At 73.0% G+C, this 23,933-nt stretch carries 19 protein-coding genes; 14 read left to right on the forward strand and 5 right to left on the reverse strand.

The window, feature by feature from the left end; all coding sequences use genetic code 11:
- Window positions 1–118: 118 nt before the first annotated feature.
- A complete protein-coding gene (gene acs, locus ACE1OA_RS18825; protein WP_356603630.1) occupies window positions 119–2,074 on the reverse strand; it encodes an acetate--CoA ligase in 1,956 nt (651 codons plus the stop codon).
- 194 nt (window positions 2,075–2,268) lie between these two features.
- Window positions 2,269–4,647 (reverse strand): bifunctional SulP family inorganic anion transporter/carbonic anhydrase, encoded by a 2,379-nt coding sequence (locus ACE1OA_RS18830; RefSeq protein WP_384868823.1) that lies wholly within the window; start codon window positions 4,645–4,647, stop codon window positions 2,269–2,271.
- 352 nt (window positions 4,648–4,999) lie between these two features.
- Here ACE1OA_RS18830 and ACE1OA_RS18835 point away from each other — a divergent pair, with 352 nt between their 5' ends.
- Entirely contained in the window at window positions 5,000–6,325 is a 1,326-nt protein-coding gene (locus tag ACE1OA_RS18835; protein ID WP_432753100.1) for a hypothetical protein, read from the forward strand.
- 46 nt (window positions 6,326–6,371) lie between these two features.
- Here ACE1OA_RS18835 and ACE1OA_RS18840 read toward each other — a convergent pair whose 3' ends face one another.
- Window positions 6,372–7,358, reverse strand: a complete 987-nt coding sequence (locus ACE1OA_RS18840) for an ATP-binding protein (protein WP_356776262.1) — start codon at window positions 7,356–7,358, stop codon at window positions 6,372–6,374.
- Between the two features lie 102 nt (window positions 7,359–7,460).
- Between ACE1OA_RS18840 and ACE1OA_RS18845 the strand changes: the two genes are divergently transcribed.
- Entirely contained in the window at window positions 7,461–8,297 is an 837-nt protein-coding gene (locus ACE1OA_RS18845; RefSeq protein WP_432753101.1) for an oxidoreductase, read from the forward strand.
- A 404-nt stretch (window positions 8,298–8,701) separates the two neighbouring features.
- Here ACE1OA_RS18845 and ACE1OA_RS18850 read toward each other — a convergent pair whose 3' ends face one another.
- A complete protein-coding gene (locus ACE1OA_RS18850; RefSeq protein ID WP_356603640.1) occupies window positions 8,702–9,559 on the reverse strand; it encodes an HAD family hydrolase in 858 nt (285 codons plus the stop codon).
- Between the two features lie 493 nt (window positions 9,560–10,052).
- On the opposite strand from ACE1OA_RS18850, the gene ssd reads away from it, so the two are divergent.
- The 7 genes from ssd (at window position 10,053) to ACE1OA_RS18885 (ending at window position 15,358) form a co-directional block, all read left to right on the forward strand.
- On the forward strand, window positions 10,053–11,225 hold the full coding sequence (gene ssd / locus ACE1OA_RS18855; RefSeq protein ID WP_432753102.1) for a septum site-determining protein Ssd: 1,173 nt from the start codon (window positions 10,053–10,055) through the stop codon (window positions 11,223–11,225).
- A 53-nt stretch (window positions 11,226–11,278) separates the two neighbouring features.
- On the forward strand, window positions 11,279–12,406 hold the full coding sequence (locus ACE1OA_RS18860) for a TadA family conjugal transfer-associated ATPase (protein WP_432754076.1): 1,128 nt from the start codon (window positions 11,279–11,281) through the stop codon (window positions 12,404–12,406).
- Window positions 12,403–13,281, forward strand: coding sequence for a type II secretion system F family protein (locus tag ACE1OA_RS18865; RefSeq protein ID WP_432753103.1), 879 nt, complete (start codon window positions 12,403–12,405; stop codon window positions 13,279–13,281). Before ACE1OA_RS18860 ends, ACE1OA_RS18865 begins: the two co-directional genes overlap by 4 nt.
- On the forward strand, window positions 13,281–14,081 hold the full coding sequence (locus tag ACE1OA_RS18870) for a type II secretion system F family protein (RefSeq protein WP_432753104.1): 801 nt from the start codon (window positions 13,281–13,283) through the stop codon (window positions 14,079–14,081). The genes ACE1OA_RS18865 and ACE1OA_RS18870 overlap by 1 nt, the downstream gene beginning before the upstream one ends.
- Before the next feature lie 149 nt (window positions 14,082–14,230).
- Window positions 14,231–14,425, forward strand: a complete 195-nt coding sequence (locus ACE1OA_RS18875; protein ID WP_356776356.1) for a DUF4244 domain-containing protein — start codon at window positions 14,231–14,233, stop codon at window positions 14,423–14,425.
- Window positions 14,412–14,771: a TadE family type IV pilus minor pilin gene (locus ACE1OA_RS18880; protein WP_356603648.1), complete on the forward strand. Its 360-nt coding sequence runs from the start codon at window positions 14,412–14,414 to the stop codon at window positions 14,769–14,771. The genes ACE1OA_RS18875 and ACE1OA_RS18880 overlap by 14 nt, the downstream gene beginning before the upstream one ends.
- 242 nt (window positions 14,772–15,013) lie before the next feature.
- Complete coding sequence (locus ACE1OA_RS18885; protein ID WP_356776274.1) at window positions 15,014–15,358, forward strand: Rv3654c family TadE-like protein; 345 nt, start codon at window positions 15,014–15,016, stop codon at window positions 15,356–15,358.
- Here the strand turns inward: ACE1OA_RS18885 and ACE1OA_RS18890 are convergent.
- Window positions 15,300–17,777, reverse strand: coding sequence for a DEAD/DEAH box helicase (locus ACE1OA_RS18890; protein WP_432753105.1), 2,478 nt, complete (start codon window positions 17,775–17,777; stop codon window positions 15,300–15,302). The genes ACE1OA_RS18885 and ACE1OA_RS18890 overlap by 59 nt on opposite strands.
- A gap of 80 nt (window positions 17,778–17,857) precedes the next feature.
- On the opposite strand from ACE1OA_RS18890, the gene ACE1OA_RS18895 reads away from it, so the two are divergent.
- The 5 genes from ACE1OA_RS18895 (at window position 17,858) to ACE1OA_RS18915 (ending at window position 23,928) form a co-directional block, all read left to right on the forward strand.
- Window positions 17,858–18,211, forward strand: coding sequence for an STAS domain-containing protein (locus ACE1OA_RS18895; RefSeq protein WP_147979000.1), 354 nt, complete (start codon window positions 17,858–17,860; stop codon window positions 18,209–18,211).
- Between the two features lie 79 nt (window positions 18,212–18,290).
- A complete protein-coding gene (locus ACE1OA_RS18900) occupies window positions 18,291–18,749 on the forward strand; it encodes an ATP-binding protein (RefSeq protein ID WP_356603655.1) in 459 nt (152 codons plus the stop codon).
- Between the two features lie 229 nt (window positions 18,750–18,978).
- Window positions 18,979–21,339, forward strand: coding sequence for a sodium-translocating pyrophosphatase (locus ACE1OA_RS18905; RefSeq protein WP_356603657.1), 2,361 nt, complete (start codon window positions 18,979–18,981; stop codon window positions 21,337–21,339).
- Between the two features lie 187 nt (window positions 21,340–21,526).
- A complete protein-coding gene (locus tag ACE1OA_RS18910; RefSeq protein WP_356603659.1) occupies window positions 21,527–22,189 on the forward strand; it encodes a small secreted protein in 663 nt (220 codons plus the stop codon).
- Between the two features lie 188 nt (window positions 22,190–22,377).
- Window positions 22,378–23,928 carry a DUF7059 domain-containing protein gene (locus ACE1OA_RS18915; RefSeq protein WP_432753106.1) on the forward strand — a complete coding sequence of 517 codons (1,551 nt, stop codon included), beginning with the start codon at window positions 22,378–22,380 and terminating at the stop codon, window positions 23,926–23,928.
- The last annotated feature ends 5 nt before the right edge of the window (window positions 23,929–23,933 follow it).

Consider the following 23,933-nt stretch of genomic DNA (forward strand, 5'->3'; position numbering starts at 1 on the left):
CGGTGAACGTCACCCTAGGGACAAACGGCCGCCGGGGCCCGTCGGCGGCGGCCGTTCAGACGGCGGCGCCCGCCCCGGCGGTACCGGGGCGGGCGCACGGGGAGACCCGTCGGGTCGCTCAGTCCTCGCTGGAGGCGCTCGGCAGCTTCGTCTGGATCAGGTCCATCACGGACGAGTCGGTCAGCGTCGTGACGTCTCCGAGCTCGCGGTTCTCGGCCACGTCGCGCAGCAGGCGTCGCATGATCTTGCCGGAGCGGGTCTTCGGCAGCTCCGCCACCGGCAGGATCCGCTTCGGCTTGGCGATCGGCCCGAGCGTCGTGCCCACGTGGTTGCGCAGGTCCGCGACGAGGCCGTCGTCCTCGCTCGCCGTGCCCCGCAGGATGACGAAGGCGACGATGGCCTGGCCGGTGGTCTCGTCGGCGGCGCCGACCACGGCCGCCTCGGCGACGGCGGGGTGGGAGACGAGGGCCGACTCGACCTCCGTGGTGGAGATGTTGTGCCCGGAGACGAGCATGACGTCGTCGACCCGGCCCAGCAGCCAGATGTCGCCGTCCTCGTCCTTCTTCGCGCCGTCACCGGCGAAGTACCTGCCCTCGAAGCGGGACCAGTAGGTGTCGATGAACCGCTGGTCGTCGCCCCAGATGGTGCGCAGCATCGACGGCCACGGCTCGGTCAGGACCAGGTAGCCGCCGCCTCCGTTCGGGACCTCGTTCGCCTCGTCGTCCACGACGGTCGCCGCGATGCCGGGCAGGGCGCGCTGGGCGGAGCCGGGCTTGGTCTCGGTGACGCCGGGCAGCGGCGAGATCATCATCGCGCCGGTCTCGGTCTGCCACCAGGTGTCCACGATCGGGGTCCTGCCGGCGCCGATGTGCTCGCGGTACCAGATCCAGGCCTCGGGGTTGATCGGCTCGCCGACCGAGCCCAGCAGCCGCAGGCTGGACAGGTCGAACTTGGCGGGGATGTCGTCGCCCCACTTCATGAACGTGCGGATCGCGGTGGGCGCCGTGTAGAGGATCGTGACGCCGTACTTCTGGATGATCTCCCAGAACCGGCCCTGGTGCGGGGTGTCCGGGGTGCCCTCGTACATGACCTGCGTCGCGCCGTTGGCCAGCGGGCCGTACGTGATGTACGAGTGCCCGGTCACCCAGCCGATGTCCGCGGTGCACCAGTAGACGTCGGTCTCCGGCTTGAGGTCGAAGACGGCGTGGTGGGTGTACGCGGCCTGCGTGAGGTAGCCGCCGGAGGTGTGCAGGATGCCCTTCGGCTTACCCGTCGTGCCGGACGTGTAGAGGATGAAGAGCGGGTGCTCCGCCTCGAACGCCTCGGGGGTGTGCTCGGCCGGCTGACGGGCGACGATGTCGTCCCACCAGACGTCCCGGCCCTCGGTCCAGGCCACGTCCTGGCCGGTGCGGCGCACGACGAGGACGTTGCGTACCCGCTCGACCCGCTCCAGGGCCTCGTCGACGGCCGGCTTGAGCGCGGACGGCTTGCCGCGGCGGTAGCCGCCGTCGGCGGTGATGACGAGCTTGGCGTCGGCGTCCTCGATACGGGTCGCGATGGCGTCGGCGGAGAAGCCACCGAAGACCACGGAGTGCGCGGCGCCGATGCGGGCGCAGGCCAGCATCGAGATGACGGCCTCGGGGATCATCGGGAGGTAGACCGCGACCCGGTCGCCCTTGGTGACGCCCAGCTCGGTCAGCGCGTTGGCGGCCCTGGAGACCTCGTCCTTGAGCTCGGCGTAGGTGAGGGCGCGGCTGTCGCCGGGCTCGCCCTCGAAGTGGATGGCGACGCGGTCGCCGTTCCCGGCCTCCACGTGGCGGTCGACGCAGTTGTACGCGACGTTCAGCGCGCCGTCGGCGAACCACTTGGCGAATGGCGGGTTCGACCAGTCGAGGGTCTCGGTCGGCTCGGTGGCCCAGGTGAGCCGCTTCGCCTGCTCGGCCCAGAAGCCAAGCCTGTCCGCCGCGGCCTGCTCGTACGCCTCCGCCGTCACGTTGGCGTGCGCGGCCAGCTCAGTCGGCGGCGCGAACCGCCGCTCTTCCTTGAGCAGGTTGGCCAGGCTTTCGTTGCTCACGACATCTCCCTTTCCCAGGGCGTCCTATGTGCCTATGTGTCCCGCGTCATAGCTCATCAGCCCGAGGCCCGGGTGACAAGGGGCTCCAGGCAATTGGTTTAGACCTGTGTGGTCGTGGGTGTGCGGTGGCCCCCTCCTCCCGGGCGGCGGGAAGAGGGGGCCACACAGTCTCACGGACGTCCGGGCGGGTTGGTTCAGGGCGAGCTGGCGTCCGCCCGTTCCCGCGCGGCCCCGGCCGTGTGCGGGGCGACCCGGTCGAAGACGTCCTCGTATCCGTGCGTGCCGGCCGGATCGGCCAGCAGGTACGCCTGGGCCTCGCCCACGTGGAAGTACATGCCGTGCAGGGTCAGCGTGCCCTCGGCGAGCCGCCGGGCCACCGCCTCGTGGGCCCGCAGGTGCTCCAGCTGCTGCACCACGTTCGTGAGGCAGAGCTGCTCGATGGCGTCGGCGGGCAGGCGTCCGGAGATCCGGGCCCAGGCGTGGCGGCGACTCGCCATCCGGTCCAGGCTGGGCAGACCGTGCCGCAGCCAGCGGTGCAGCGGCGTCCGCGGCGTGTCCGGCCTGCTGTTGAGCAGGGCCTGCATCGCCCCGCAGCCGGAGTGCCCGCAGACGGTGATCGAATCGACCCGCAGCACCTCCACGGCGTACTCGATGGCCGCCGCAACCGAGTCGTCGCCGCTCTCCTCGCCGGGCGGCGGCACCAGGTTGCCGACGTTCCGCACGGTGAACAGGTCCCCCGGGCCGCTCGACGTGATCATGCTCGTGACGAGCCGGGAGTCGGCGCAGGTGAGGAAGAGCTGGGAAGGCCGCTGGCCCTCCCGGGCGAGCCGCGCCAGCTCCTCGCGGACCAGCGGGGCGGTGTCGCGCTGGAACTGCCCGATGCCGCTCGCCAGCCGGTGGCCGGTCGTCGTCGGGGTCGGCGTGGCCGGCGCCTCCCCGCAGCGGTGGTTGCGCCACGGGGTCCAGGGGCGGCAGCAGGCGTGCGCCTCGGTGGCCGGCTCGGCGATCCTGGCCCCGGAGGGCCCGGTCATCTCGACCGTCCCGCCGTGCCGCAGATGGCTCGCCTGCCAGTCGTGCAGCGCCTCGTACGCGGCGTGGTCCATGAAGGAGCCGTCCAGCTCGACCACGACCCGGGCGCCCGGCGGCAGTTGGTGCAGGGCCCGGCTCAGCCGGGGCACGGCGAGGAAGGTCAGCTGGCCGCGTACATGCACCCGGTGGCCGTCCTCCCGCTCCTCGTGGGTGATACGCGTCTTGGCCAGACGCCGCATGGCGACGGCGACGGCGACGAGGATGCCGAGGGCGACGCCCTCCAGGATCCCGACGAGGACGACGCCGCTCAACGTGACGGCGTAGACGACGACTTCGCGGTGCCGGGTGACACTGCGGATGTGGGTGATGCTCACCATCTGGACGCCGACGACCATGACGAGCGCGGCCAGCGCGGGCAGCGGGATCAGGTCGAGCACGGGCACCAGCAGGAGGGCGGCGAGCACGACCCACAGGCCGTGCAGCATCGTGGAGTTGCGGCTCACGGCGCCCGCGGAGACGTTCGCGACGCTGCGGACGGCGACGCCGGCCACCGGCAGCCCGCCGAGTGCGCCGGAGACGACGTTCGCCGCGCCCTGGCCCGCGAGTTCGCGGTCGAGCCGGGAGCGCGGGACGCCGTGGCCCCGGTCGGGCCGGGCGGCCACCAGCTTGTCGACGGCGACGGCGGAGAGCAGCGACTGCACGCTCGTGACCAGCGTGATGGTCAGGACGCCCGCCGCGATGCCCAGGACCGGGCCCTCGGGCAGGCCGGGCAGGGCGTGGCTGCTCCAGGAGGGCAGGTCGACGCGGGGGACGCCGAGACCGGTGAGCTCCGCGAGCAGCGCGGCCGCCGTCACGGCGGCGAGCGCGGCGGGGATCTTCCGCACGGCCCGCCCGGCGCGGCCGGGCAGGCGCGGCCACAGCAGCAGGACGGCGACGGTGAGCAGGCTCGTCACCAGCGCGGCCAGGTGCGGACTGGCCACCTGGGCGGGCAGTCCGATCGCGTTGTCCACCGCGGAACTCTGGGGTGTTCCGCCGAGCACGATGTGGAGCTGCGCGAGGGCGATGGTGACGCCGATGCCGGCGATCATGCCGTGCACGATCGCGGGGGAGACGGCGAGAGCCGAGCGGGCCACCCGCAGTGCGGCCAGCCCCAGTTGGGCCAGTCCCGCCAGCACGGTGATGGCGCAGGTGGTGCGCCAGCCGTAGGTCTTGATCAGCTCGGCCGTGACGACGGTGAGACCCGCGGCGGGGCCGCTGACCTGGAGCGGCGCCCCGCCGAGCCGGCCGGCGACGATGCCGCCGACGGCCGCCGCCACCAGTCCGGCCTGGAGCGGGGCCCCGGTCGCGAGGGCGATGCCGAGGGAGAGGGGCAGGGCGATCAGGAAGACGGCGACGGACGCGGAGACGTCGGCGCCCGCGATGCGGAAGCGGCGCCCGCCGGGCGGGCCGTGCGGCCGCTGGAAGCGCGAGCGGGCGGCGTCCGTGGTCGTGCCGTCCTCGGCGGTGGCCTGGGGGGTGGTGTTTCGGGGCGTGCAGAGAGTCATGTCTTCCCGTCTCCTCCGGGGCGGCGCGGTCGCGGCTCGTGCGGGACGAACGTGGGGGGTCGCGGCCGTGGGTCACGGCGTGCAGCGGCGGGACGTCGGCCGGATGCCGGAGCGCCCGCCCTTCGAAGGGAGTATCAACGCTCGGTAAATGGATCGTCATGCAGAGTAAAGTCTGCGGCATTATTTTCGGGGCAAACAGGGCAATAGTTCACCTATTCCGGTGATAAGTGCGTTCATTGCCGCTTGTCGTTTCATCTTCCCGGTGGTCGTGGTGCGACGTTGACGCCGCTCGCAGAGGACACGCGCTCGCAGAGGGCACGCGCTCGCACCGAACCGGAGGAGAGGTGGGCGGATGAACGCCACCGGGAGAAGGACCACTGTCCCCAGGAGGACGCTCGCCGTCGGCGCCCTCGCCGTCGCCCTGACCACCGGCCTGGCCGGCTGCTCGGGCCAGGGCGGGACGAGGAGCCCCGAGAAGGGCGCGCCGGCGGCCAAGAAGCCGCCCGCCGCGGCCCCGCAGAGCGCGGTTCGCCTGATCGGCGACGGTTCCACCGCCTTCACCGGCCTGCAGCCCCGCCAGCCCACCTGGCAGCGGATGAAGGCGGGCGAGAAGCCGCCGCAGTTCGTGGTCTTCTCCTGGGACGGGGCCGGCGAGGACAGCCAGAAGCTCTTCTCCCACTTCCGCAAGGTGGGCCAGAAGTACGACGCGACGATGACGTACTTCCTGAGCGGCGTGTACCTCCTGCCCGAGGACAAGCGCTCCCTGTACGACCCGCCCCAGCACGCCGTCGGCAGCTCCGACATCGGCTTCAACGACGTCGAGGGCATCCGCAGCACCGTGCGGGAGCTGCGGGGGGCCTGGCAGGAGGGCAACGAGATCGGCACGCACTTCAACGGCCACTTCTGCGGCAAGGAGGCGGGCGTCGGCAACTGGACCGTCGAGGACTGGAAGAGCGAGATCAACCAGGCCAAGTCGTTCGTGAAGAACTGGAAGACGAACTCGGGCCTGACCGCCGAGCAGCCGCTCCCGTTCGACTACGACAAGGAACTGGTCGGCGCCCGCACCCCGTGCCTGGAGGGCCAGAAGAACTTCGTCGAGGCGGCGGCCCAGATGGGCTTCCGCTACGACACCAGCGGCGTCAACGACCAGATCTGGCCCAAGAAGAACAAGGGGCTGTGGGATCTGTCGATGCAGCTCGTCCCGGTCCCCGGCCGCGCGTTCCAGACCCTCTCCATGGACTACAACTTCCTGGTCAACCAGTCCGGTACGACCACCCAGGGAGACCCGTCCCAGCACGTGTACTGGGGCAACCAGATGCGCGACGGCCTGGTGCAGGCGTTCGACCGGTCCTACGACGGCAACCGGGCGCCGCTGATCATCGGCAACCACTTCGAGTCCTGGAACGGCGGCACGTACATGCGGGCCGTCGAGGAGACCATCGCCACGGTCTGCGTGAAGAAGGACGTGAAGTGCGTGTCCTTCCGCCAGCTCGCGGACTGGCTGGACGCCCAGGACCCGGCGGTCCTGGCCAAGATGCGCACCCTCAAGGTCGGCGAGGCGCCGCAGGGCGGCTGGACGACCTTCCTGGCCCCGCAGCCCGCGGCCCCGGCGGCCGCCCCGGCGACCGGAGGGTCGGGGGTCGGCCTGCCGGCGGCCAAGCGCGACGAGGAGGGCTGAGGGCCGGGACCCGAGCCGGCGGCGCCCGGTCGGGGCGGGCGGCCGCTCAGACGGGCTGGGCCGCGCCCAGCCCCTCGCTCAGCACGAATCCGGGGTCGACCTGCGCCGCCAGGTCGGCCCCGGTCTTCGCGTTGCCCCAGCTCTCCGCGTTCCTCAGGTGGAAGTGGACCATCTGGCGGGTGTAGCGGTCCCAGTCGCGGTGGGCGTAGGAGTCGTCCGCCGCGTCCTGGAGGGCCTGCAGGGCCATCCGGTTGTCCGCCTCCAGGAGCTCGAAGCGGGGCGGGCGGCCCTTCTCCATCGCGCGGACCCAGTCCGAGTGCCCGACCGTCACCAGCAGGTCGTCCCCGACCTCCGCGCGCAGGAAGTCGAGGTCGTCCCGGCCCTGCACCTTGTTGCCGACGACCTTGAGCGCGACGCCGAAGTCCCGCGCGTACTCCTTGTACTGGCGGTAGACGGACACGCCCTTGCGGGTCGGCTCGGCGACCAGGAACGTCATGTCGAAGCGGGTGAACATGCCGGAGGCGAACGAGTCCGAACCGGCCGTCATGTCGACGACGACGTACTCGTCCTCCCCGTCGACCAGGTGGTTCAGGCACAGCTCGACCGCGCCGACCTTCGAGTGGTAGCAGGCCACCCCCAGGTCGGACTCGGTGAACGGCCCGGTCGCCATCAGCCTGATGTCACCGTCGTCCAGCGTCACGGTGCGGGCGCACGCGTCGTACACCGGGTTGTCCTCGCGGACCCGCAGCAGCCGCGAGCCCTCCCCGGGCGGGGTCGTCTTGATCATCGTGTCGGCCGAGGCGATCCGCGGGTTCGAGCCCCGCAGGTACTCCTTGATCAGCGGCAGGTGCGCGCCCATCGCGGGCAGCGCCGCGCACTCCGGCTCGTCGAGGCCGAGCGCGGCCCCGAGGTGCTGGTTGATGTCGGCGTCCACCGCCACGACATGGGCTTCGTTGGCGGCGAGGTGACGGATGAAGAGCGAGGACAGCGTCGTCTTCCCGCTGCCGCCCTTCCCTACGAAAGCGATCTTCATGTTCACCTAGCGTAGCGGCATCGTCGCGTCCCGTGGTCGAGGTGCGTGAAGAAGACCACTCCGGGGTGGGGACGCGGTCCCGGACGCGTAGCCTCCCTACCTATGAGTACGCACGCCTCTGACCCCCTGGCCGCCCTCGGTTCCCTGCCGGGCGTCGCCGACTCGGTGGACTCCGTACGCAAGGCCGTCGACCGGGTCTACGGACACCGTGTGATGCGGCGCCGCAGCCACGAGATCACCTCGGAGGCCGCCCTGCGCGGGGCGCGCGGCTCCGCCGCGCTGTCCGGCGCGGACTGGGCGCTCGAAGAGGTCCGCCGGCGCACCGATTTCGGCGGGGACGCCGAGGCGCGGACGGTCGGAGCGGCGCTCCGGCTGGGGGCCGAGGCCGGTCAGCTGCTTTCCATCTGGCGGCAGTCGCCACTGCGGGTGCTCGCCCGGCTCCACCTGGTCGCGGTCGGGGAGGCGGGCCGTGAACAGGGGACGGCGGACACGGTGGGCCGGCCCCGCCAGGCCGGCGAGAAGGTCGACGAGCCGCTGATCGAGGCCCCCCTGCCCGACCCGGCCGAGGTCGCGGGACGTCTCGACGGGCTCGCGGAGCTGATCATCGCGGGCGGTACGGCCCCGGCCCTGGTGACCGCCGCGGTGGTGCACGGCGAGCTGCTGGCCCTGCGTCCCTTCACCTCGCACAACGGGCTGATCGCACGGGCCGCCGAGCGGATCGTGCTGATCGGCAGTGGACTCGACCCCAAGTCGATCTGCCCGGCCGAGGTCGGCCACGCGGAGCAGGGGCGGGCGGCGTACGTCGCGGCGTTCGAGGGGTATCTCTCCGGGACCCCGGACGGCATGGCGGCCTGGATCGCCCACTGCGGCCGGGCGGTCGAACTCGGGGTCCGGGAGTCGACGGCGGTCTGCGAGGCGCTTCAGCGGGGCGCGGCCTGATCGGCAGGCTCGCCGAGAACCCGTCCGGGCGGCCGGCCGGCTCCTCCGGTTGACCGCCCCACGCCTGTGACGGGTGCGTGTGCCCGGGTGGGCGGCGGGGCGACAGGACCCTGAAACGGGTTGCGGCGGTACCGAATCCGGTACCGCCGCTGGCACGTCCGCCCAGTTACCATGCGTCCTCGATATGTGCCCATCAGGCGGGGAACTTTGCCCATCGCCTGGTGCGGCTGGCCCGTAATCGACGGGTCGACGTCGCGTGGGTGCTCAGCTTCTGTGCGAGGTCCGTGGGGCCTTCTTGCTCAACAGGTGATCCTCTCGGATGTCCCAGGTCTCGCGGGCCTGATTCCTTTCTACTCCTGTCGGAGGGGAAGCGAAAGTCCTGGTTCCACTTCTTTGCTCGTGACTCAGATCCGGGCGAAGCGATCGGTCAGGGCGGCGTTCTGGCGCCGGCGGGCCGCGTACCAGACGAGTCCGGCGGTCACGGCGGCCGCTCCCACCGCCGCCGCAGCGACGAGCGCGGGGCGCGGCGGCATCCGGAACCCGGGCAGCCGCTGCTTGAGCCGGACCGGCTTCTCGAAGGCGAGGATCGGCCAGTCCCGGGTGGTGGCCTCGCGGCGCAGGGCCCGGTCGGGATTCACCGCGTACGGGTGGCCCACGGCCTCCAGCATCGGTACGTCGGTCGCCGAGTCGCTGTAGGCGTAACAGCGTGAGAGGTCGTACCCCTCCGACTCCGCGAGCTCCCGGATCGCCTCCGCCTTGGTGGGGCCGTAGGCGTAGTACTCCACCTCGCCGGTGAAGCATCCGTCGTCGCCGACGACCATGCGGGTCGCCACGACCCGGTCGGCTCCGAGCATCTCGCCGATGGGCTCGACCACCTCCGCGCCGGAGGTCGAGACGATCACGACGTCCCGGCCGGCGGTGTGGTGCTCCTCGATGAGGGAGGCGGCCTCGTCGTAGATGAGCGGATCGATCAGGTCGTGCAGGGTCTGGGCGACGAGCTCCTTGACCTGCGAGACGTTCCAGCCTTTGCAGAGCGCGGAGAGGTATTCGCGCATCCGCTCCATCTGGTCGTGGTCGGCGCCGCCCACGAGGAAGACGAACTGGATGTAGGCCGTCCGCAGGACGGCGCGGCGGTTGATCAGTCCTCCTTGGTAGAAGGACTTGCTGAAGGTCAGCGTCGAGGACTTCGCAATGACCGTCTTGTCCAGGTCAAAGAAGGCGGCTGTGCGCGGCAAGGAGTGGTTTTCCACAAGCCAGAGCATAGGTGCCCGCCATTCGGCGTACGCTGGGGCGTGTGGGTTTGCCTGAGAAGGCTCTCGGGTACACCATGGAAGTCACGGATCGTTCGCGACCGTGCTAACCCGGTCCGGCTCCTCCCCCCCCGAGTCGGCCGGAAAGACGACCCCCGCTCTCCCCCCCGGCGGGGGTCGTCGCATGTCCGGACGTGTTTTCGTCCGCCGGATCCTCATGTGTCCCCCTCTCGACGGCCATCGGGCCGCCACAGTCTGATCCCTCCATTTCGTCACCGAGCGTAGCCGGTGCGCTGCTCTCCGGGAAGCCCCGGTAAGGGGCACGGAGTTATTCACAACCGGTGAGTTGTCCACAGTTTTCGAGCAAGATCCGCACGATTTCCCGGATGGTCCCACCGTGATTCCTGCCGCGAAGTTCGCGGACGACGGGAATCACCGATCCCGGCCCGCGTGACTGATGCGGGCGGGATCTCACGGACAGGGAGCGTGTGCTGTGGCGGGAACCATGACTTCCGGCGCTTCGCGGACTTTCGGCGGGGGCCGGCGTGACGGGGGCGGCGGGCCCACCGGGGCCGAAGGGGCGGCCCGGGTCCGGGAAGCCGGCGCGGCGGGCGAGGGCGCCGTGCGGGCCGGACCGCTGATCGTCACCGAGGACCTCGCGCTGCTCGACGATCTGCTCCGGCTGTGTGCCGCCGCGGGGGCCGAGCCCCTGGTGCACCACACCGTGCCGGACCGCCGCGTCTGGGCCGAGGCCCCGCTCGTCCTGATCGGCGACGACGCGGCGGCCCGCTGCCGCGGGGTGGCGCGGAGGCAGGACGTGCTGCTGGTGGGGCGCGAGCCCGACGACCCGGACCTGTGGCGGACGGCCGTCGAGATCGGGGCGGACGGCGTACTCCGGCTGCCGGACGCCGAAGGGCGGCTCGTCGGCCGGATCGCCGACGCGACCGAGGGCGTGGGGCGCCAGGCGCTGACCGTCGGCGTCATCGGCGGACGCGGCGGGGCGGGCGCATCGACACTGGCCTGCGCCCTCGCCCTGGCCGCCGCCAGGACCGGCCGGCGCACCCTGCTGGTGGACGGCGACCCCCTCGGCGGCGGACTCGACGTCCTGCTCGGCGGCGAGCGGGCCGAGGGCAGACGCTGGCCCGACTTCGCCGCGTCGAAGGGCCGCGTGGCCGGCGGCGCGCTGGAGGAGTCCCTGCCCTCGGTGCGCGGTCTGCGGGTGCTCAGCTGGGACCGGGGCGACGCGGTCGCCGTGCCGCCCGAGGCCATGCGGGCGGTGCTCGCCGCGGCGCGGCGCCGGGGCGGGGTCGTCGTGGTGGACCTGCCCCGCCGGCTGGACGAGGCGGTGACCGAGGCCCTGGCACAGCTCGACCTCGGCCTTCTCGTCGTCCCCGGCGAACTGCGGGCCGTCGCGGCGGCCCACCGGGTCGCCTCGCTGGCCGGACTGGTGCTCACGGACCTGCGCGTTGTGGTGCGCGGCCCGTACGCGGCGGGGCTGGACGAGCAATGGGTCGCCGACGCCCTGCGCCTGCCGCTCGCCGGCGAACTGCCCCACGATCCGGCCCTCTTGGCCGCCCAGGACGCGGGGCTGCCGCCCGGAGCCGAGGCGCGCGCACCGCTCGGCCGGTTCTGCTCGGCGTTCTGGGAGCGGGTCCTCCCGCCCGGCGGTGCGCGGTGAGCGCCGTGCGGCGCAGCGCCGGAGCGGGCGCCGGGACGGGCCTCCTGGAGGCCGTGCGTCAGCGGCTCGCGGAGAGCGGGGCCGAGCCGACGCCGGCGCGGGTCGCGGCGGCCCTGCGCGCGCAGGGGAGGCTGCTCGGCGACACGGAAGTGCTGGGCGCGGCAGAGGCGTTGCGGTGCGAACTGGTCGGCACCGGACCGCTGGAGCCGCTGCTCGCCGACCCCGAGGTCACCGACGTGCTCGTCTCGGCGCCGGACCGGGTGTGGGTGGACCGGGGCGCCGGCCTGGAACTGACCGACGTCGCCTTCGCCGACGCGGCCGCCGTGCGCCGGCTGGCGCAGCGACTGGCGGCGGTGGCCGGGCGGCGCCTCGACGACGCCCGGCCCTGGGTGGACGCGCGGCTTCCGGACGGGACCCGGATGCATGCCGTGCTGCCGCCGGTGGCCGTCGGCTCGACGTGCCTGTCGCTGCGGGTGGTACGCCCGCGGGCCTTCTCCGTCGCTGAGCTGACCGCCGCGGGCACGGTGCCGCCGGGCGGGGAGGGGGTGCTGCGGGCACTGATCGACGCCCGTGTGTCGTACCTGATCAGCGGCGGCACCGGTTGCGGGAAGACCACGCTGCTGTCGACCCTGCTGGGGCTGGTGGGCGGGCGGGAGCGGATCGTCCTCGCCGAGGACTCGGCCGAACTGCGTCCCGATCACCCGCATGTCGTGCGGCTGGAGGCGCGACCGGCGAACCAGGAGGGGGCGGGGCTGGTGACCCTGCGGGACCTGGTCCGCCAGGCCCTGCGGATGCGGCCCGACCGCCTCGTGGTCGGCGAGGTCAGGGGCGGCGAGGCGGTGGACCTGCTCGCCGCCCTGAACACGGGCCACGAAGGAGGGTGCGGAACGGTCCACGCCAACACCGCGGCGGACGTACCGGCGCGGCTGGAGGCCCTCGGGACGGCGGCCGGGCTCGACCGGGCGGCCCTGCACAGCCAGTTGGGCGCCGGGCTCTCGGCGGTGATCCATCTGGCGCGGGACCGGACCGGACGGCGGCGGATCGCCGAGATCCACGTGCTCGAACGGAATCGGGAGGGGCTGGTGGTCACGGTTCCCGCGCTGCGCTGGGGTGCGGCCGGGTTCGAACGGGAGCGGGGCTGGGAGCGGCTCCGCGTCCTGATCGGGGGTGACCCGGCATGACGGAGCCCTGGGTTCTGGCACAGGGGGCGGTGGCCGTGTGTGCCGCGGCCGCCGGGTGGCGGGTGAGAGAGCGGGTGCGGGGCCTTCGCCGGGCCCGGGCGCTGCTGGCGGGCGGGGGGCCGGTGGGGACCTCCGCGCGCGGTGCGCCGCCGTGGCGGTCGGTGGGCGAGCGCTGGTGGAGTGCGGCGCAGGCGCGGCGGGAGTGGCTGTGCGTGCCGCTCGCGGCCGCCCTCGGTCTCGTGGGCCGATCGCCGCTGCCGTTGGTGGCCGGAGCCGTCGCCGTGCCGCTGCTCGGGCGGCACCTGCGGGCGGCCGGTCTGCGCAAGGAGCGTGAGGCGCGGGCCGACGCCGTGGTGGCCCTGTGCGGTTCGGTGGCAGGGGAGTTGAGAGCGGGCCGGCAGCCGGCGCAGGCACTGCTCTTCGCGGCCGAGGCGACGGGCGCGCTGGGCCCGCGGGGCGAGGCGGCGGTGCTGGCGGCGGCCCGGTTCGGCGGAGACGTGCCGCAGGCACTGCGACGCGCCGCCGAGGCGGACGGTGCGGACGGCCTGCGGGGGATGGCGGCCTGCTGGCAGGTGGCCGTGGACGGCGGCGCGAGCCTGGCCGCCGGGCTGGACCGGCTGGAGGCCGCGCTGAGGGAGCACCGCGACCAGCGGGAGCGGCTGCGGGCCCAACTGGCCGGCGCCTGGGCGACGGTGGCCGTTCTGGCCGTGCTTCCGGCGGTGGGGCTCGCCCTCGGCGCGGCGGTCGGGGCGGATCCGCTGGGGGTGCTGCTGCACACGCCGGCGGGACTGGTCTGTCTGGCCGTGGGCGGGGTTCTGGAGGCGGCCGGCCTGTGGTGGGCCGCGCGGATCGTACGGAGCGGGGAGCGGATGTGATGGGCGGGACGGGGATGTTCGGAGCGCTCGGTGAGTTCGGTGAGCTGGTCGGGCCGGCGGCGGCGCCGGCCGCGTCGGTGGCCGTGGCCGCCTGGGCGGCCGGGAGGGTGGCGGACCGACGCCGCGGTCGCCGGACACGGAAACGGATGGCCGTCCTGCTGGAGCCCGGGCAGGGGCGGGTCCGACGGCGAAGAAGCAAGGCCCCGGCGTGGCTGCGGAGCTGGTCGGTGCCGTCCGTCGTCGCGGTCGCCGGATGGGCGCTGATCGGCGGGGTGGCCGGCTGCCTGGTCGGTGCCGCCGCGGCGTGGGCACTGCGGACGTGGCGGGCACGCCGTCCGGTTCGGGCGCCGGAAGGAGCGGAAGCGGTGCGGCAGTTGCCGCTCGCCGCGGATCTGCTGGCGGCATGCGCCTCGGCCGGGGCCGGACCGGGACAAGCCGCGGAGGCGGTCGGCAGATCGCTCGGCGGACCGGTGGGCGAGCGCCTCGTGCGGACGGCGGCCGAGCTCCGTCTGGGCGGCGAACCGGCCGACGTCTGGCGGAGGTTCGGTGCCCTGGCCGGCGCCGAGAGCCTGGCGCGCTGCCTGGAGCGGTCGGGCTCCTCCGGGGCGCCCGCCGCGGAGGCCGTCGCCCGGCACGCGGCCGGGCTGCGGGCGGAGCGGGCCCGCCGGGCCGCGGCCCGGGCGCAGCGGGCGCAGGTGCTGATCACCGCACCGGTGGGGCTGTGCTTCCTGCCCGCCTTCCTGGCGGTGGGAGTGGCCCCCGTGGTGATCGGACTCGCGAGCGGCCTGCTGCACGGATGACCCGGCGGGGCGGGCGGTGGACGCCGACGTGCGGCGCCGCGGAGCCCGCGACCGGGAGCCGATCGATGTGACGACGAATTCGACGAACGAACAGAGCAGAGGCGGGGGTTGGCGTGAAGAGTGACGTGAGGAGCGACGTGAAGAGCGGCATGAGGAAGATGCGCGCGTGGTGTCGGGCCCGGCGGGTGGCCGGGAGCGACGCGGGGATGACCACGTCCGAGTACGCGATGGGAACGATCGCCGCCGCCGGGTTCGCGGCGGTGCTGTACAAGATCGTGACCAGCGATTCCGTGTCGGGCGCGCTGGAGTCGGTGATCGGGAAGGCCCTCGATGCGCCGTTCTGAGGACCGGGGCGCCGTGACCGTGGAGGCGGCGATGGCCCTGCCGGCGCTGGTGGTGTTCACCCTGGCGCTGCTGTGGTCGCTCGCCGCCGCGGCGGCGCAGATCCAGTGCGTGGACGCCGCCCGGGCCGGGGCGCGGGCGGCGGCCCGCTCCGAGCCGGTGGCCGCGGCCGAGTCCGTCGCCCGGACGGCCGCACCCGACGGAGCGAATGTCTCGGTCACCCGTTCGGGCGAGCTGTGGCAGGTGACGGTGGAGGCGGAGGCCCCCGGTCCCGGCGGGATGGGCATCACCCTGCGCGCCGGGGCCGCCGCCCTCGCCGAGGACGCGGTGGGGGAGGTGGCCCCATGAGGAGGCCGTCAGGGTCTGGAGGCCCCGGCGACGGGTGCGGCGGCGTGAGGAGGCCGTGGGCGGCCCGCGACCCGGGTGACGGGGACACGGGCGCCGTGACGAGGTTCTGGGGGCCCCGTGGCCCGGGCGCCCGGGGCGGCGCCGTGCCGAGGCGGATCCGCGATCCGGGAGCACCGGTCACCGCGACACCACGGATCCGCGCCCCGGGTGCCCGAGGCGGTGACCGGGGCGGCGATCGGGGGATGGCGACGGTGTGGACCGCGTTCGCGGCCTGCGTCCTGTGCGTGGTCTTCGGGGCGGTGCTGGCCTTGGGGCAGGCGGTGGCGGCCCGGCACCGGGCGGGTGGCGCCGCCGACCTGGCGGCGCTCGCCGCCGCCGGCCGGGCCGCCCTCTGGGGCGAGCGGGACGCCTGCGCCGCGGCGGCCCGGGTGGCCGGAGCCCAGGGCGCCGCCCTGGTGCGGTGCTCGGTGCGCGGCGACGTGGCGGACGTGACCGCGACCGTGCGCGTGGGGCCGTACGCGCCCGTCGTCAGGGCGCGGGCGGGGCCTGCGGAGGCTCTGCCGGGGCTTCCCGCAGCAGTTCCGTGAGGAGGCGCACGGCGCCGCGCTTGTGGAGCGGGTCGTTGCCGTTGCCGCACTTGGGGGACTGGATGCAGGACGGGCAGCCCGCCTCGCACTCGCAGGAGGCGATCGCCTCCCGGGTGGCCGTCAGCCAGGCGCGTGCGGTGTGGAAGGCCCGTTCGGCGAAGCCCGCGCCGCCGGGATGGCCGTCGTACACGAAGACGGTCGGGAGCAGCGTGTCCGGGTGGAGGGGGACGGAGACCCCGCCGATGTCCCAGCGGTCGCAGGTCGCGAAGAGCGGGAGCATGCCGATGGAGGCGTGCTCGGCGGCGTGCAGGGCCCCGCCGAGGATCTCCGGGTCGATCCGGGCGGCGTCGAGCTGGTCCTCGGTGACCGTCCACCACACGGCCCGGGTGCGCAGGGTGCGGGGCGGCAGGTCGAGCTTGGTCTCGCCGAGGACCTCGCCGGTGATCAGACGGCGGCGCAGGTAGGAGACGACCTGGTTGGTGACCTCGACGGAGCCGAAGCAGAGGCGGCCGGCTCCCCACGGGATCTCGGTGTCGGTCTCCAGGACGGCGATGGAGGTGGTGTCGCGGGCGGTGGTGGAGTACGGCGGGGCTGCCTCCTCGACCAGCGCCACCGAATCCTTCAGGTCCAGGTGCTTCACCAGATAGGTGCGGCCCTGGTGCAGGTGGACGGCTCCGTCGTGGACGGCGGTGTGGGAGGCGGCCTCGTCGACCGTGCCGAGCAACCGGCCGGTGGCGGCCTCGACGATCTGGACCGGGCTGCCGCCCCCGCCCCGGATGTCGGTGAGGTCGGCGGCCCGCTCCCGGCGGGTCCAGTACCAGCCGCCGGAGCGGCGGCGCAGCAGTCCGGCGGCCTCCAGCTGGGGCAGCAGCTCGGGGACGGCCGGGCCGAAGAGAGCCAGGTCGGCGTCCGTCAGCGGAAGCTCCGCGGCGGCGGCGCACAGATGGGGGGCGAGGACGTACGGGTTGTCGGGGTCCAGGACGGTCGACTCGACCGGCTGCCGGAAGAGCGCCTCGGGATGGTGGACCAGGAAGGTGTCCAGCGGGTCGTCGCGGGCGACCAGGATGGCCAGCGCGCCCTCGCCCGAGCGTCCGGCGCGGCCCGCCTGCTGCCACAGGGAGGCCCGTGTGCCGGGATAGCCGGCGATCACCACGGCGTCCAGGCCGGAGACGTCCACGCCGAGCTCCAGCGCGGTCGTGGCGGCCAGGCCGAGGAGCTCGCCGGAGTGCAGGGCGCGTTCCAGGGCACGGCGCTCCTCGGGCAGGTAGCCGCCGCGGTAGGCCGCCACCCGGCGGGCCAGGGACCGGTCGACCTCGGCCAGGCGCTCCTGGGCGATCACGGCGATCAGCTCCGCGCCGCGCCGGGAGCGGACGAAGGCGACCGAGCGGACGCCCTGCACCGCCAGGTCCGTCAGCAGGTCGGCGGTCTCGGCGGTGGCCGTGCGCCGCACCGGGGCGCCCTGCTCGCCGTGCAGCTCGGTCAGCGGCGGCTCCCACAGCGCGAAGACCAGCTCGCCGCGCGGGGAGGCGTCGTCGGAGACCTCGACCACCGGCAGACCGGTCAGGCGGCCGGCGGCGAGGGCCGGCTCGGCCGCGGTGGCGGAGGCCAGGAGGAAGACGGGGTCGGCCCCGTAACGGGCGCAGACACGGCGCAGGCGGCGCAGCACCTGGGCGACGTGGGAGCCGAAGACGCCCCGGTAGGTGTGGCACTCGTCGATGACGACGTAGCGCAGGGAGCGCAGGAAGGAGGACCACCGGGCGTGGCCGGGGAGTATCCCCCGGTGCAGCATGTCGGGATTGGTGAGCACGTAGTTCGCGTACTGGCGGACCCACTCGCGCTCCTCGACCGGCGTGTCGCCGTCGTAGACGGCGGGCCGGATCCGGTTGCCGAGCGGGGCTGCCAGCTCGCGCACGGCCCGGCGCTGGTCGGCGGCGAGGGCCTTGGTCGGGGCCAGGTACAGGGCGGTGGCGCCCCGGCCGTTCGGGGCCTCCGCGCCGTCGAGGAGCGTGGACAGCACCGGGGTCAGATAGGCCAGCGACTTGCCCGAGGCGGTGCCGGTGGCGATCACCACGGATTCGCCGTCCAGCGCGTGCTCGGCGGCTTGTGCCTGGTGGGCCCAGGGGTGCTCGATTCCGGCCGCCTGGATCGCGCCGATCACTTCCGGACGGATGCGATGCGGCCAGACTGCATGCCGACCCGCCCGGGCGGGCAAGTGCTCCGTATGAGTGATGCGCGCGGCCCGGCTCTCGCCCGATGCGAGCCGGTCGAGGACCAGGCCGGGGGACGGGCGGCTGCCCGTACTTCCGGCCGGTCGACTGGGGCGGTGATTCTTGGCCATCGGCACCGAGTGTGTCACTGGCATGACGGACAATGCTCCCAAGGCGTCGTGCATGGCTGCTGGTAAGTGATTGAATGCCATCGCGGCTGGCGATCCGTCCCCCGACTTCCGCCCGGGAGACCCGAGGGGCGAACGCCCGATAGCAAGGTGCTGGAGGATCCGTGGACCTGTCCCTGTCGACTCGCAATGTGTCCGGCCCGAGCGGCGACCGTACGGTCGTCGAGGTCGGTGGCGAGATTGATGTGTATACCGCGCCCAAGCTGCGCGAGCAGTTGGTCGAGTTGGTGAACGACGGCAGCTACCACCTCGTCGTCGACATGGAGGGTGTGGACTTCCTCGACTCGACCGGCCTCGGCGTGCTGGTGGGCGGTCTCAAGCGCGTGCGCGCGCACGAGGGATCGCTGCGACTGGTGTGCAACCAGGAGCGCATCCTGAAGATTTTCCGGATCACCGGTCTGACCAAGGTGTTCCCCATCCACACCACGGTCGAAGAGGCCGTCAACGCCACCGACTGACGCAGGCAGACGGACGGGAGAGCCGGGCGACACGCCCGGTCCTCCGAGTTGTCCGCCCACACGCTCCCAGGGGGACCGCATGGCCACCGTCGAACTCCGCTTCAGTGCCTCGCCCGAGCACGTCCGCACGGCCCGCCTGGTGGCGGCCGCGGTGGCGCGCCGGGCCGGGGTCGACGACGCGGTTCTCGACGAGGTCAGGCTCGCCGTCGGCGAGGCGTGCTCCCGTGCGGTGGGGCTGCACCGCAGCAACGGCGTCACCACCCCGGTCCGGGTCGTGCTCACCGAGGAGGAGAAGTCCTTCTCCATCGAGGTGGGCGACGAGGTCCCCGGTGCGGGTGTGGCGGCGGCCGACGCCGCAGGCGTACCCGGAAGCCGGGACGCCGCGCCCGCCGGGGAGTTCGACGACGCCGACGGCGAGGACGAGATGGGTCTCGCGGTGATCCGCGGGCTCGTCGACGACTTCGAGGTGAGCGCCGGCGAGGACGGCGGTGTGATCCGGATGAGCTGGCCGACGAACCCGGTCGACGAGCTCCCCTGATTCGCGTCCGCCGTCGCGGGAACGACGAGAACCGAAAGAGGCCCTGCTGAGCAGGGCCTCTTTTGCATTTCCCTAGATCGCCGATCATGCGTAAATGCTTTTGCCGCATTACCGTTCTCGTTGGTACGTGTGAGGAATGAGCGAATTCTGATTGCGGCACTCTGTTTTGATCAGGATCCGCTCCCTACAATCCGTCCACATCTTGACCCCGCAACGTCAAGGAGGACGAATGGCGGGTCTTGCAGCCGCGGTGCTCACCCAAGAGAACCGCGTGATCGTGATCGTCATCGCAGCCGTCGCCCTGGCGGCGCTGCTCGTCGCCCAGCTGCTGGTGCGCCAGGTCCTCGCCGCCGGTGAGGGCACCGATTCGATGAAGAAGATCGCCGCCGCCGTCCAGGAAGGCGCGAATGCCTATCTCGCACGGCAGTTGCGCACGCTCGGGATCTTCGCGGTCGTCGTGTTCTTCCTGCTGTTGCTGCTTCCGGCCGACAACTGGTCGCAGCGCGCCGGGCGTTCGCTCTTCTTCCTGGTGGGCGCGCTTTTCTCCGCGGCCACCGGATACATCGGCATGCGGCTCGCCGTGCGGGCGAATGTGCGCGTGGCCGCGGCCGCGCGCGAGGCCACTCCGGCGCCGGGTGAACCGGAAAAGGATCTGACCCTCGTCTCGCACAAGGCGATGAAGATCGCCTTCCGGACCGGCGGCGTGGTCGGCATGTTCACCGTCGGCCTCGGTCTGCTCGGCGCCTCCTGCGTCGTCCTCGTCTACGCCGCCGACGCGCCCAAGGTGCTGGAGGGCTTCGGTCTGGGGGCGGCCCTCATCGCCATGTTCATGCGTGTGGGCGGCGGCATCTTCACCAAGGCGGCCGACGTCGGCGCCGACCTCGTCGGCAAGGTGGAGCAGGGCATCCCGGAGGACGACCCGCGCAACGCCGCCACCATCGCCGACAACGTGGGCGACAACGTCGGCGACTGCGCCGGCATGGCCGCCGACCTCTTCGAGTCGTACGCCGTGACCCTTGTCGCCGCGCTGATCCTCGGCAAGGCCGCCTTCGGCGACCTCGGGCTCGCGTTCCCCCTCATCGTGCCGGCGATCGGCGTCGTCACCGCGATGATCGGCATCTTCGCGGTCGCCCCGCGCCGCACCGATCGCAGCGGCATGACGGCCATCAACCGCGGCTTCTTCATCTCCGCGGTGATCTCGCTCGCCCTGGTCGCCGTCGCCGTGTTCGCCTACCTGCCGTCCTCCTACGCCGACCTCAAGGGCGTCACCGACCCCGGTGTCCTGAACCACGCCGGAGACCCGCGGATCCTCGCCCTGGTCGCCGTCGCCATCGGCATCGTCCTCGCCGCCCTGATCCAGCAACTCACCGGCTACTTCACGGAGACCAGCCGTCGCCCCGTCAGGGACATCGGCAAGTCCTCGCTGACCGGACCCGCCACCGTCGTCCTCGCGGGCGTCTCCATCGGCCTGGAGTCCGCCGTCTACACGGCCCTGCTCATCGGGCTCGCCGTCTACGGCGCGTTCCTGCTCGGCGGTGCCTCCATCATGCTGGCGCTGTTCGCGGTCGCCCTGGCCGGCACCGGCCTGCTGACGACCGTCGGCGTGATCGTGGCCATGGACACCTTCGGTCCGGTCTCCGACAACGCCCAGGGCATCGCCGAGATGTCCGGCGACGTCCAGGGTGCCGGCGCGCAGGTCCTCACGGACCTGGACGCCGTCGGCAACACCACCAAGGCGATCACGAAGGGCATCGCCATCGCCACCGCGGTCCTGGCCGCCGCGGCACTGTTCGGCTCGTACCGCGACGCGATCGCCACTTCGGTGGCGGAGGTGGGGGCCAAGGCCGCTGAGACGACCCTCTCGATGGACATCTCCCAGCCCAACAACCTCTTCGGGCTCATCCTCGGGGCCGCGGTCGTCTTCCTCTTCTCCGGGCTCGCCATCAACGCGGTGTCGCGGTCGGCCGGAGCCGTGGTCTACGAGGTGCGGCGCCAGTTCCGCGAGCACCCCGGGATCATGACGTACGACGAGCAGCCCGAGTACGGGCGGGTCGTCGACATCTGCACCAAGGACGCGTTGCGCGAACTCGCCACGCCCGGGCTGCTCGCGGTGATGGCACCGATCGCGGTCGGGTTCTCGCTCGGGGTGGGCGCGCTCGGCGCGTATCTCGCCGGGGCCATCGGCACGGGAGCGCTGATGGCGGTCTTCCTGGCGAACTCCGGCGGTGCCTGGGACAACGCCAAGAAGCTGGTCGAGGACGGCCATCACGGCGGCAAGGGAAGCGAGGCCCACGCCGCCACCGTGATCGGGGACACCGTTGGCGACCCGTTCAAGGACACGGCGGGGCCGGCGATCAACCCGCTGCTGAAGGTGATGAACCTGGTGGCCCTGCTGATCGCGCCCGCGGTGGTGCAGTTCAGCTTCGGCGACGACGCGAGCGCCGGACTGAGGACGTTGATCGCCGTCTTCTCGATCGCCGTCATCGTCGGGGCGGTCTACGTCTCCAAGCGGCGCTCGGTGGCCATGGGTGACGAAGACAACACCGGCGACAGGACGACCGCCGCCCCGGACGCGCCGGTCGTTTCGTAACACCAGATCAAGGAGCGGGCGGACGGCGCTTTCTGAGGCGCCGTCCGCTCGTGGCGTATCCGGGGTGAGGCGTGTCTCCCTTGGTGCAAAAGACTGCAATGCCGGATGAATCAGTCGTACGAAAGGTGGATGTCGCCCGCTTGGCGTGTATGTTCCGGGGCCGAGAGCCTTGGAAGGGACCGATCCGGTGAACAAGAAGCTTGCGGCCGTACTGTCCGGCGGCGCGGTACTGGTGCTCACGCTGTCCGGTTGCAGCGACGACGGCGAGAAGGTGGACGCCTGGGCCAAGACGTTCTGCGACCAGGCGCAGCCGCAGTTCCAGAAGCAGGCCAACGCCAACGAGCTCATCAAGGCGACGGCGGCGGACAGCAAGCCCGCCGAGATCCAGGCCGCGGACTCGAAGGCGTTCGCGGACATCGCGGCGGCCGACCGGGCGCTCGCCAAGGCCGTCGAGTCGGCCGGCGCCCCGCCCGTCGACAACGGCGAGACGATCCAGCAGGACGCGATCAAGGAGCTCAACGCCGCCGCGGTGGCGTACGAGGGCCTGAAGAAGCAGGTCGACGCGCTCGACACGTCGAACCAGCAGAAGTTCGCGGACGGGTTGAAGAGCGTCGCCGACAATCTTGCGAAGATCCAGAACATGGACCAGAACGCGCTGAACAAGGTGCGCGAGGGCGAGTTGGGCCAGGCACTGGCGAAGCAGCCGGGCTGCAAGTCGCCGAAGCCGTCGGTCCCGCCGGCCGCCGGGTCCTCCCAGGACGCCGGTTCCGCCCCCTCGAAGACCCCGGCGGCGCCCTCGGCCACGACGTCGAAGAAGCCGTCGGGCAAGCCGAGCAAGAGCGCGGAGTAACGCGGGCGATCCCCACGCATCGGAGGCCCCCGGCGGGCGACGGACGCCGGGGCCTCCGCCCTGCCCGGAGACACACACCCAGGCGCTCGCGCCCACCCGTGCGCACGAGCCCCGTTCGGCAGGGGCCCGTGCGCGCGGGTGGGCGGGGCGGCGCCCGGCGAGGCGGTCGCGGCCGTCACAATGAGGGGGTGAGTACGACCAGTCAGACCCCCAGCCTTCCGGTGCCCGCGCACGCCGCCCGACTGCGCGACGCGCTGCTCGCCGCGGACTTCACCGCGGACGGCCTGCTCGAACTGCTCGGCGCCCCCGCCTACGCGGCGCTCGCCCGCAGCGAGACCGTTCCCGCGCTGCGCGCCACCCGCGGGGACTCCCCGCTCCAGACGCTCGTGCGCCTCTTCCTGCTCCAGGGGACCGTTCCCGCCGAGCGGGCCGCCGCCGCGCTGCCGCTGAAGGAGGCGCTGGCCGACGGCTGGATCGAGGAGGAGGACGGCGAGGTCCGGGCGACCGTCGACGTCCGGCCGTACGGCGGCCCCGACGGCCAGGACTGGTTCATCGTCTCCGACCTCGGCTGCGCCGTCGGCGGGGCGGGCGGCATCGGCAGCAAGGGCGGCCACGCCGGAGCGGGCGTCGTCCTCGGCGTCGGCGGCGCGTCCACCACGCTGGCCGGCATCACGATCCGTAAGCCCGTCTCCGCCGCGCTCGACCTCGGCACCGGCTCCGGCATCCAGGCCCTGCACGCCGCCCAGCACGCCACTCTGGTCACCGCGACCGATCTCAACCCGCGCGCGCTGGACTTCACCCGGCTCACCCTCGCGCTGTCCGGTGCCCGTGAGGCCGAACTGCTCACCGGTTCGCTCTTCGAGCCCGTCGACGGCGACACGTACGACCTGATCGTCTCCAACCCGCCGTTCGTCATCTCGCCCGGTGCCCGCCTCACCTACCGCGACGGCGGCATGGGCGGCGACGACCTGTGCCGCACGCTCGTGCAGCAGTCCGGGGAGCACCTCAACGACGGAGGCTACGCCCAGTTCCTCGCCAACTGGCAGCATGTCGAGGGCGAGGAGTGGCAGGACCGCCTCCGCTCCTGGGTGCCCCGCGGCTGCGACGCCTGGATCGTGCAGCGCGAGGTCCAGGACATCACCCAGTACGCGGAGCTGTGGCTCCGCGACAGCGGCGACCACCGCGAGGACCCGGAGCGCTACGACGAGCGGTACGGGGCCTGGCTCGACGAGTTCGAGGCCCGCGGGACCCGGGCCGTCGGCTTCGGCTGGATCACGCTGCGCAAGAACCCGGCCGTGGCCTCGGGCGCCGTCGAGCCGTCGATCGTCGTCGAGGAGTGGCCGCACCCCGTCGAGCAGCCGCTCGGCGCCGCCATCCAGGACCACTTCGAGCGTCAGGACTACCTGCGGACGCACGACGACGCGGCCCTCCTCGCCGACCACTTCGTGCTCGCGCCCGAGGTGATGCAGGAGCAGGTCGGCCTGCCCGGAGCCGAGGACCCCGAGCACGTCGTGCTGCGCCAGAACCGCGGCATGCGCCGGGCCACCAAGGTCGACCACATCGGAGCCGGGTTCGCCGGCGTGTGCGACGGATCCCTCAGCGCCGGCCGGATCCTCGACGCGATCGGCCAGTTGACGGAGGAGGACCCGGTGCTGCTGCGCGACCGCACCCCGCAGGCCATCCGGCTGCTGGTGGAGGAGGGCTTCCTGCTGCCCGTACGGGCGGAGGGCGGCGCCTGATACGG

This window comes from Streptomyces sp. JL2001 (assembly GCF_050917515.1).
Lineage (GTDB): Bacteria > Actinomycetota > Actinomycetes > Streptomycetales > Streptomycetaceae > Streptomyces.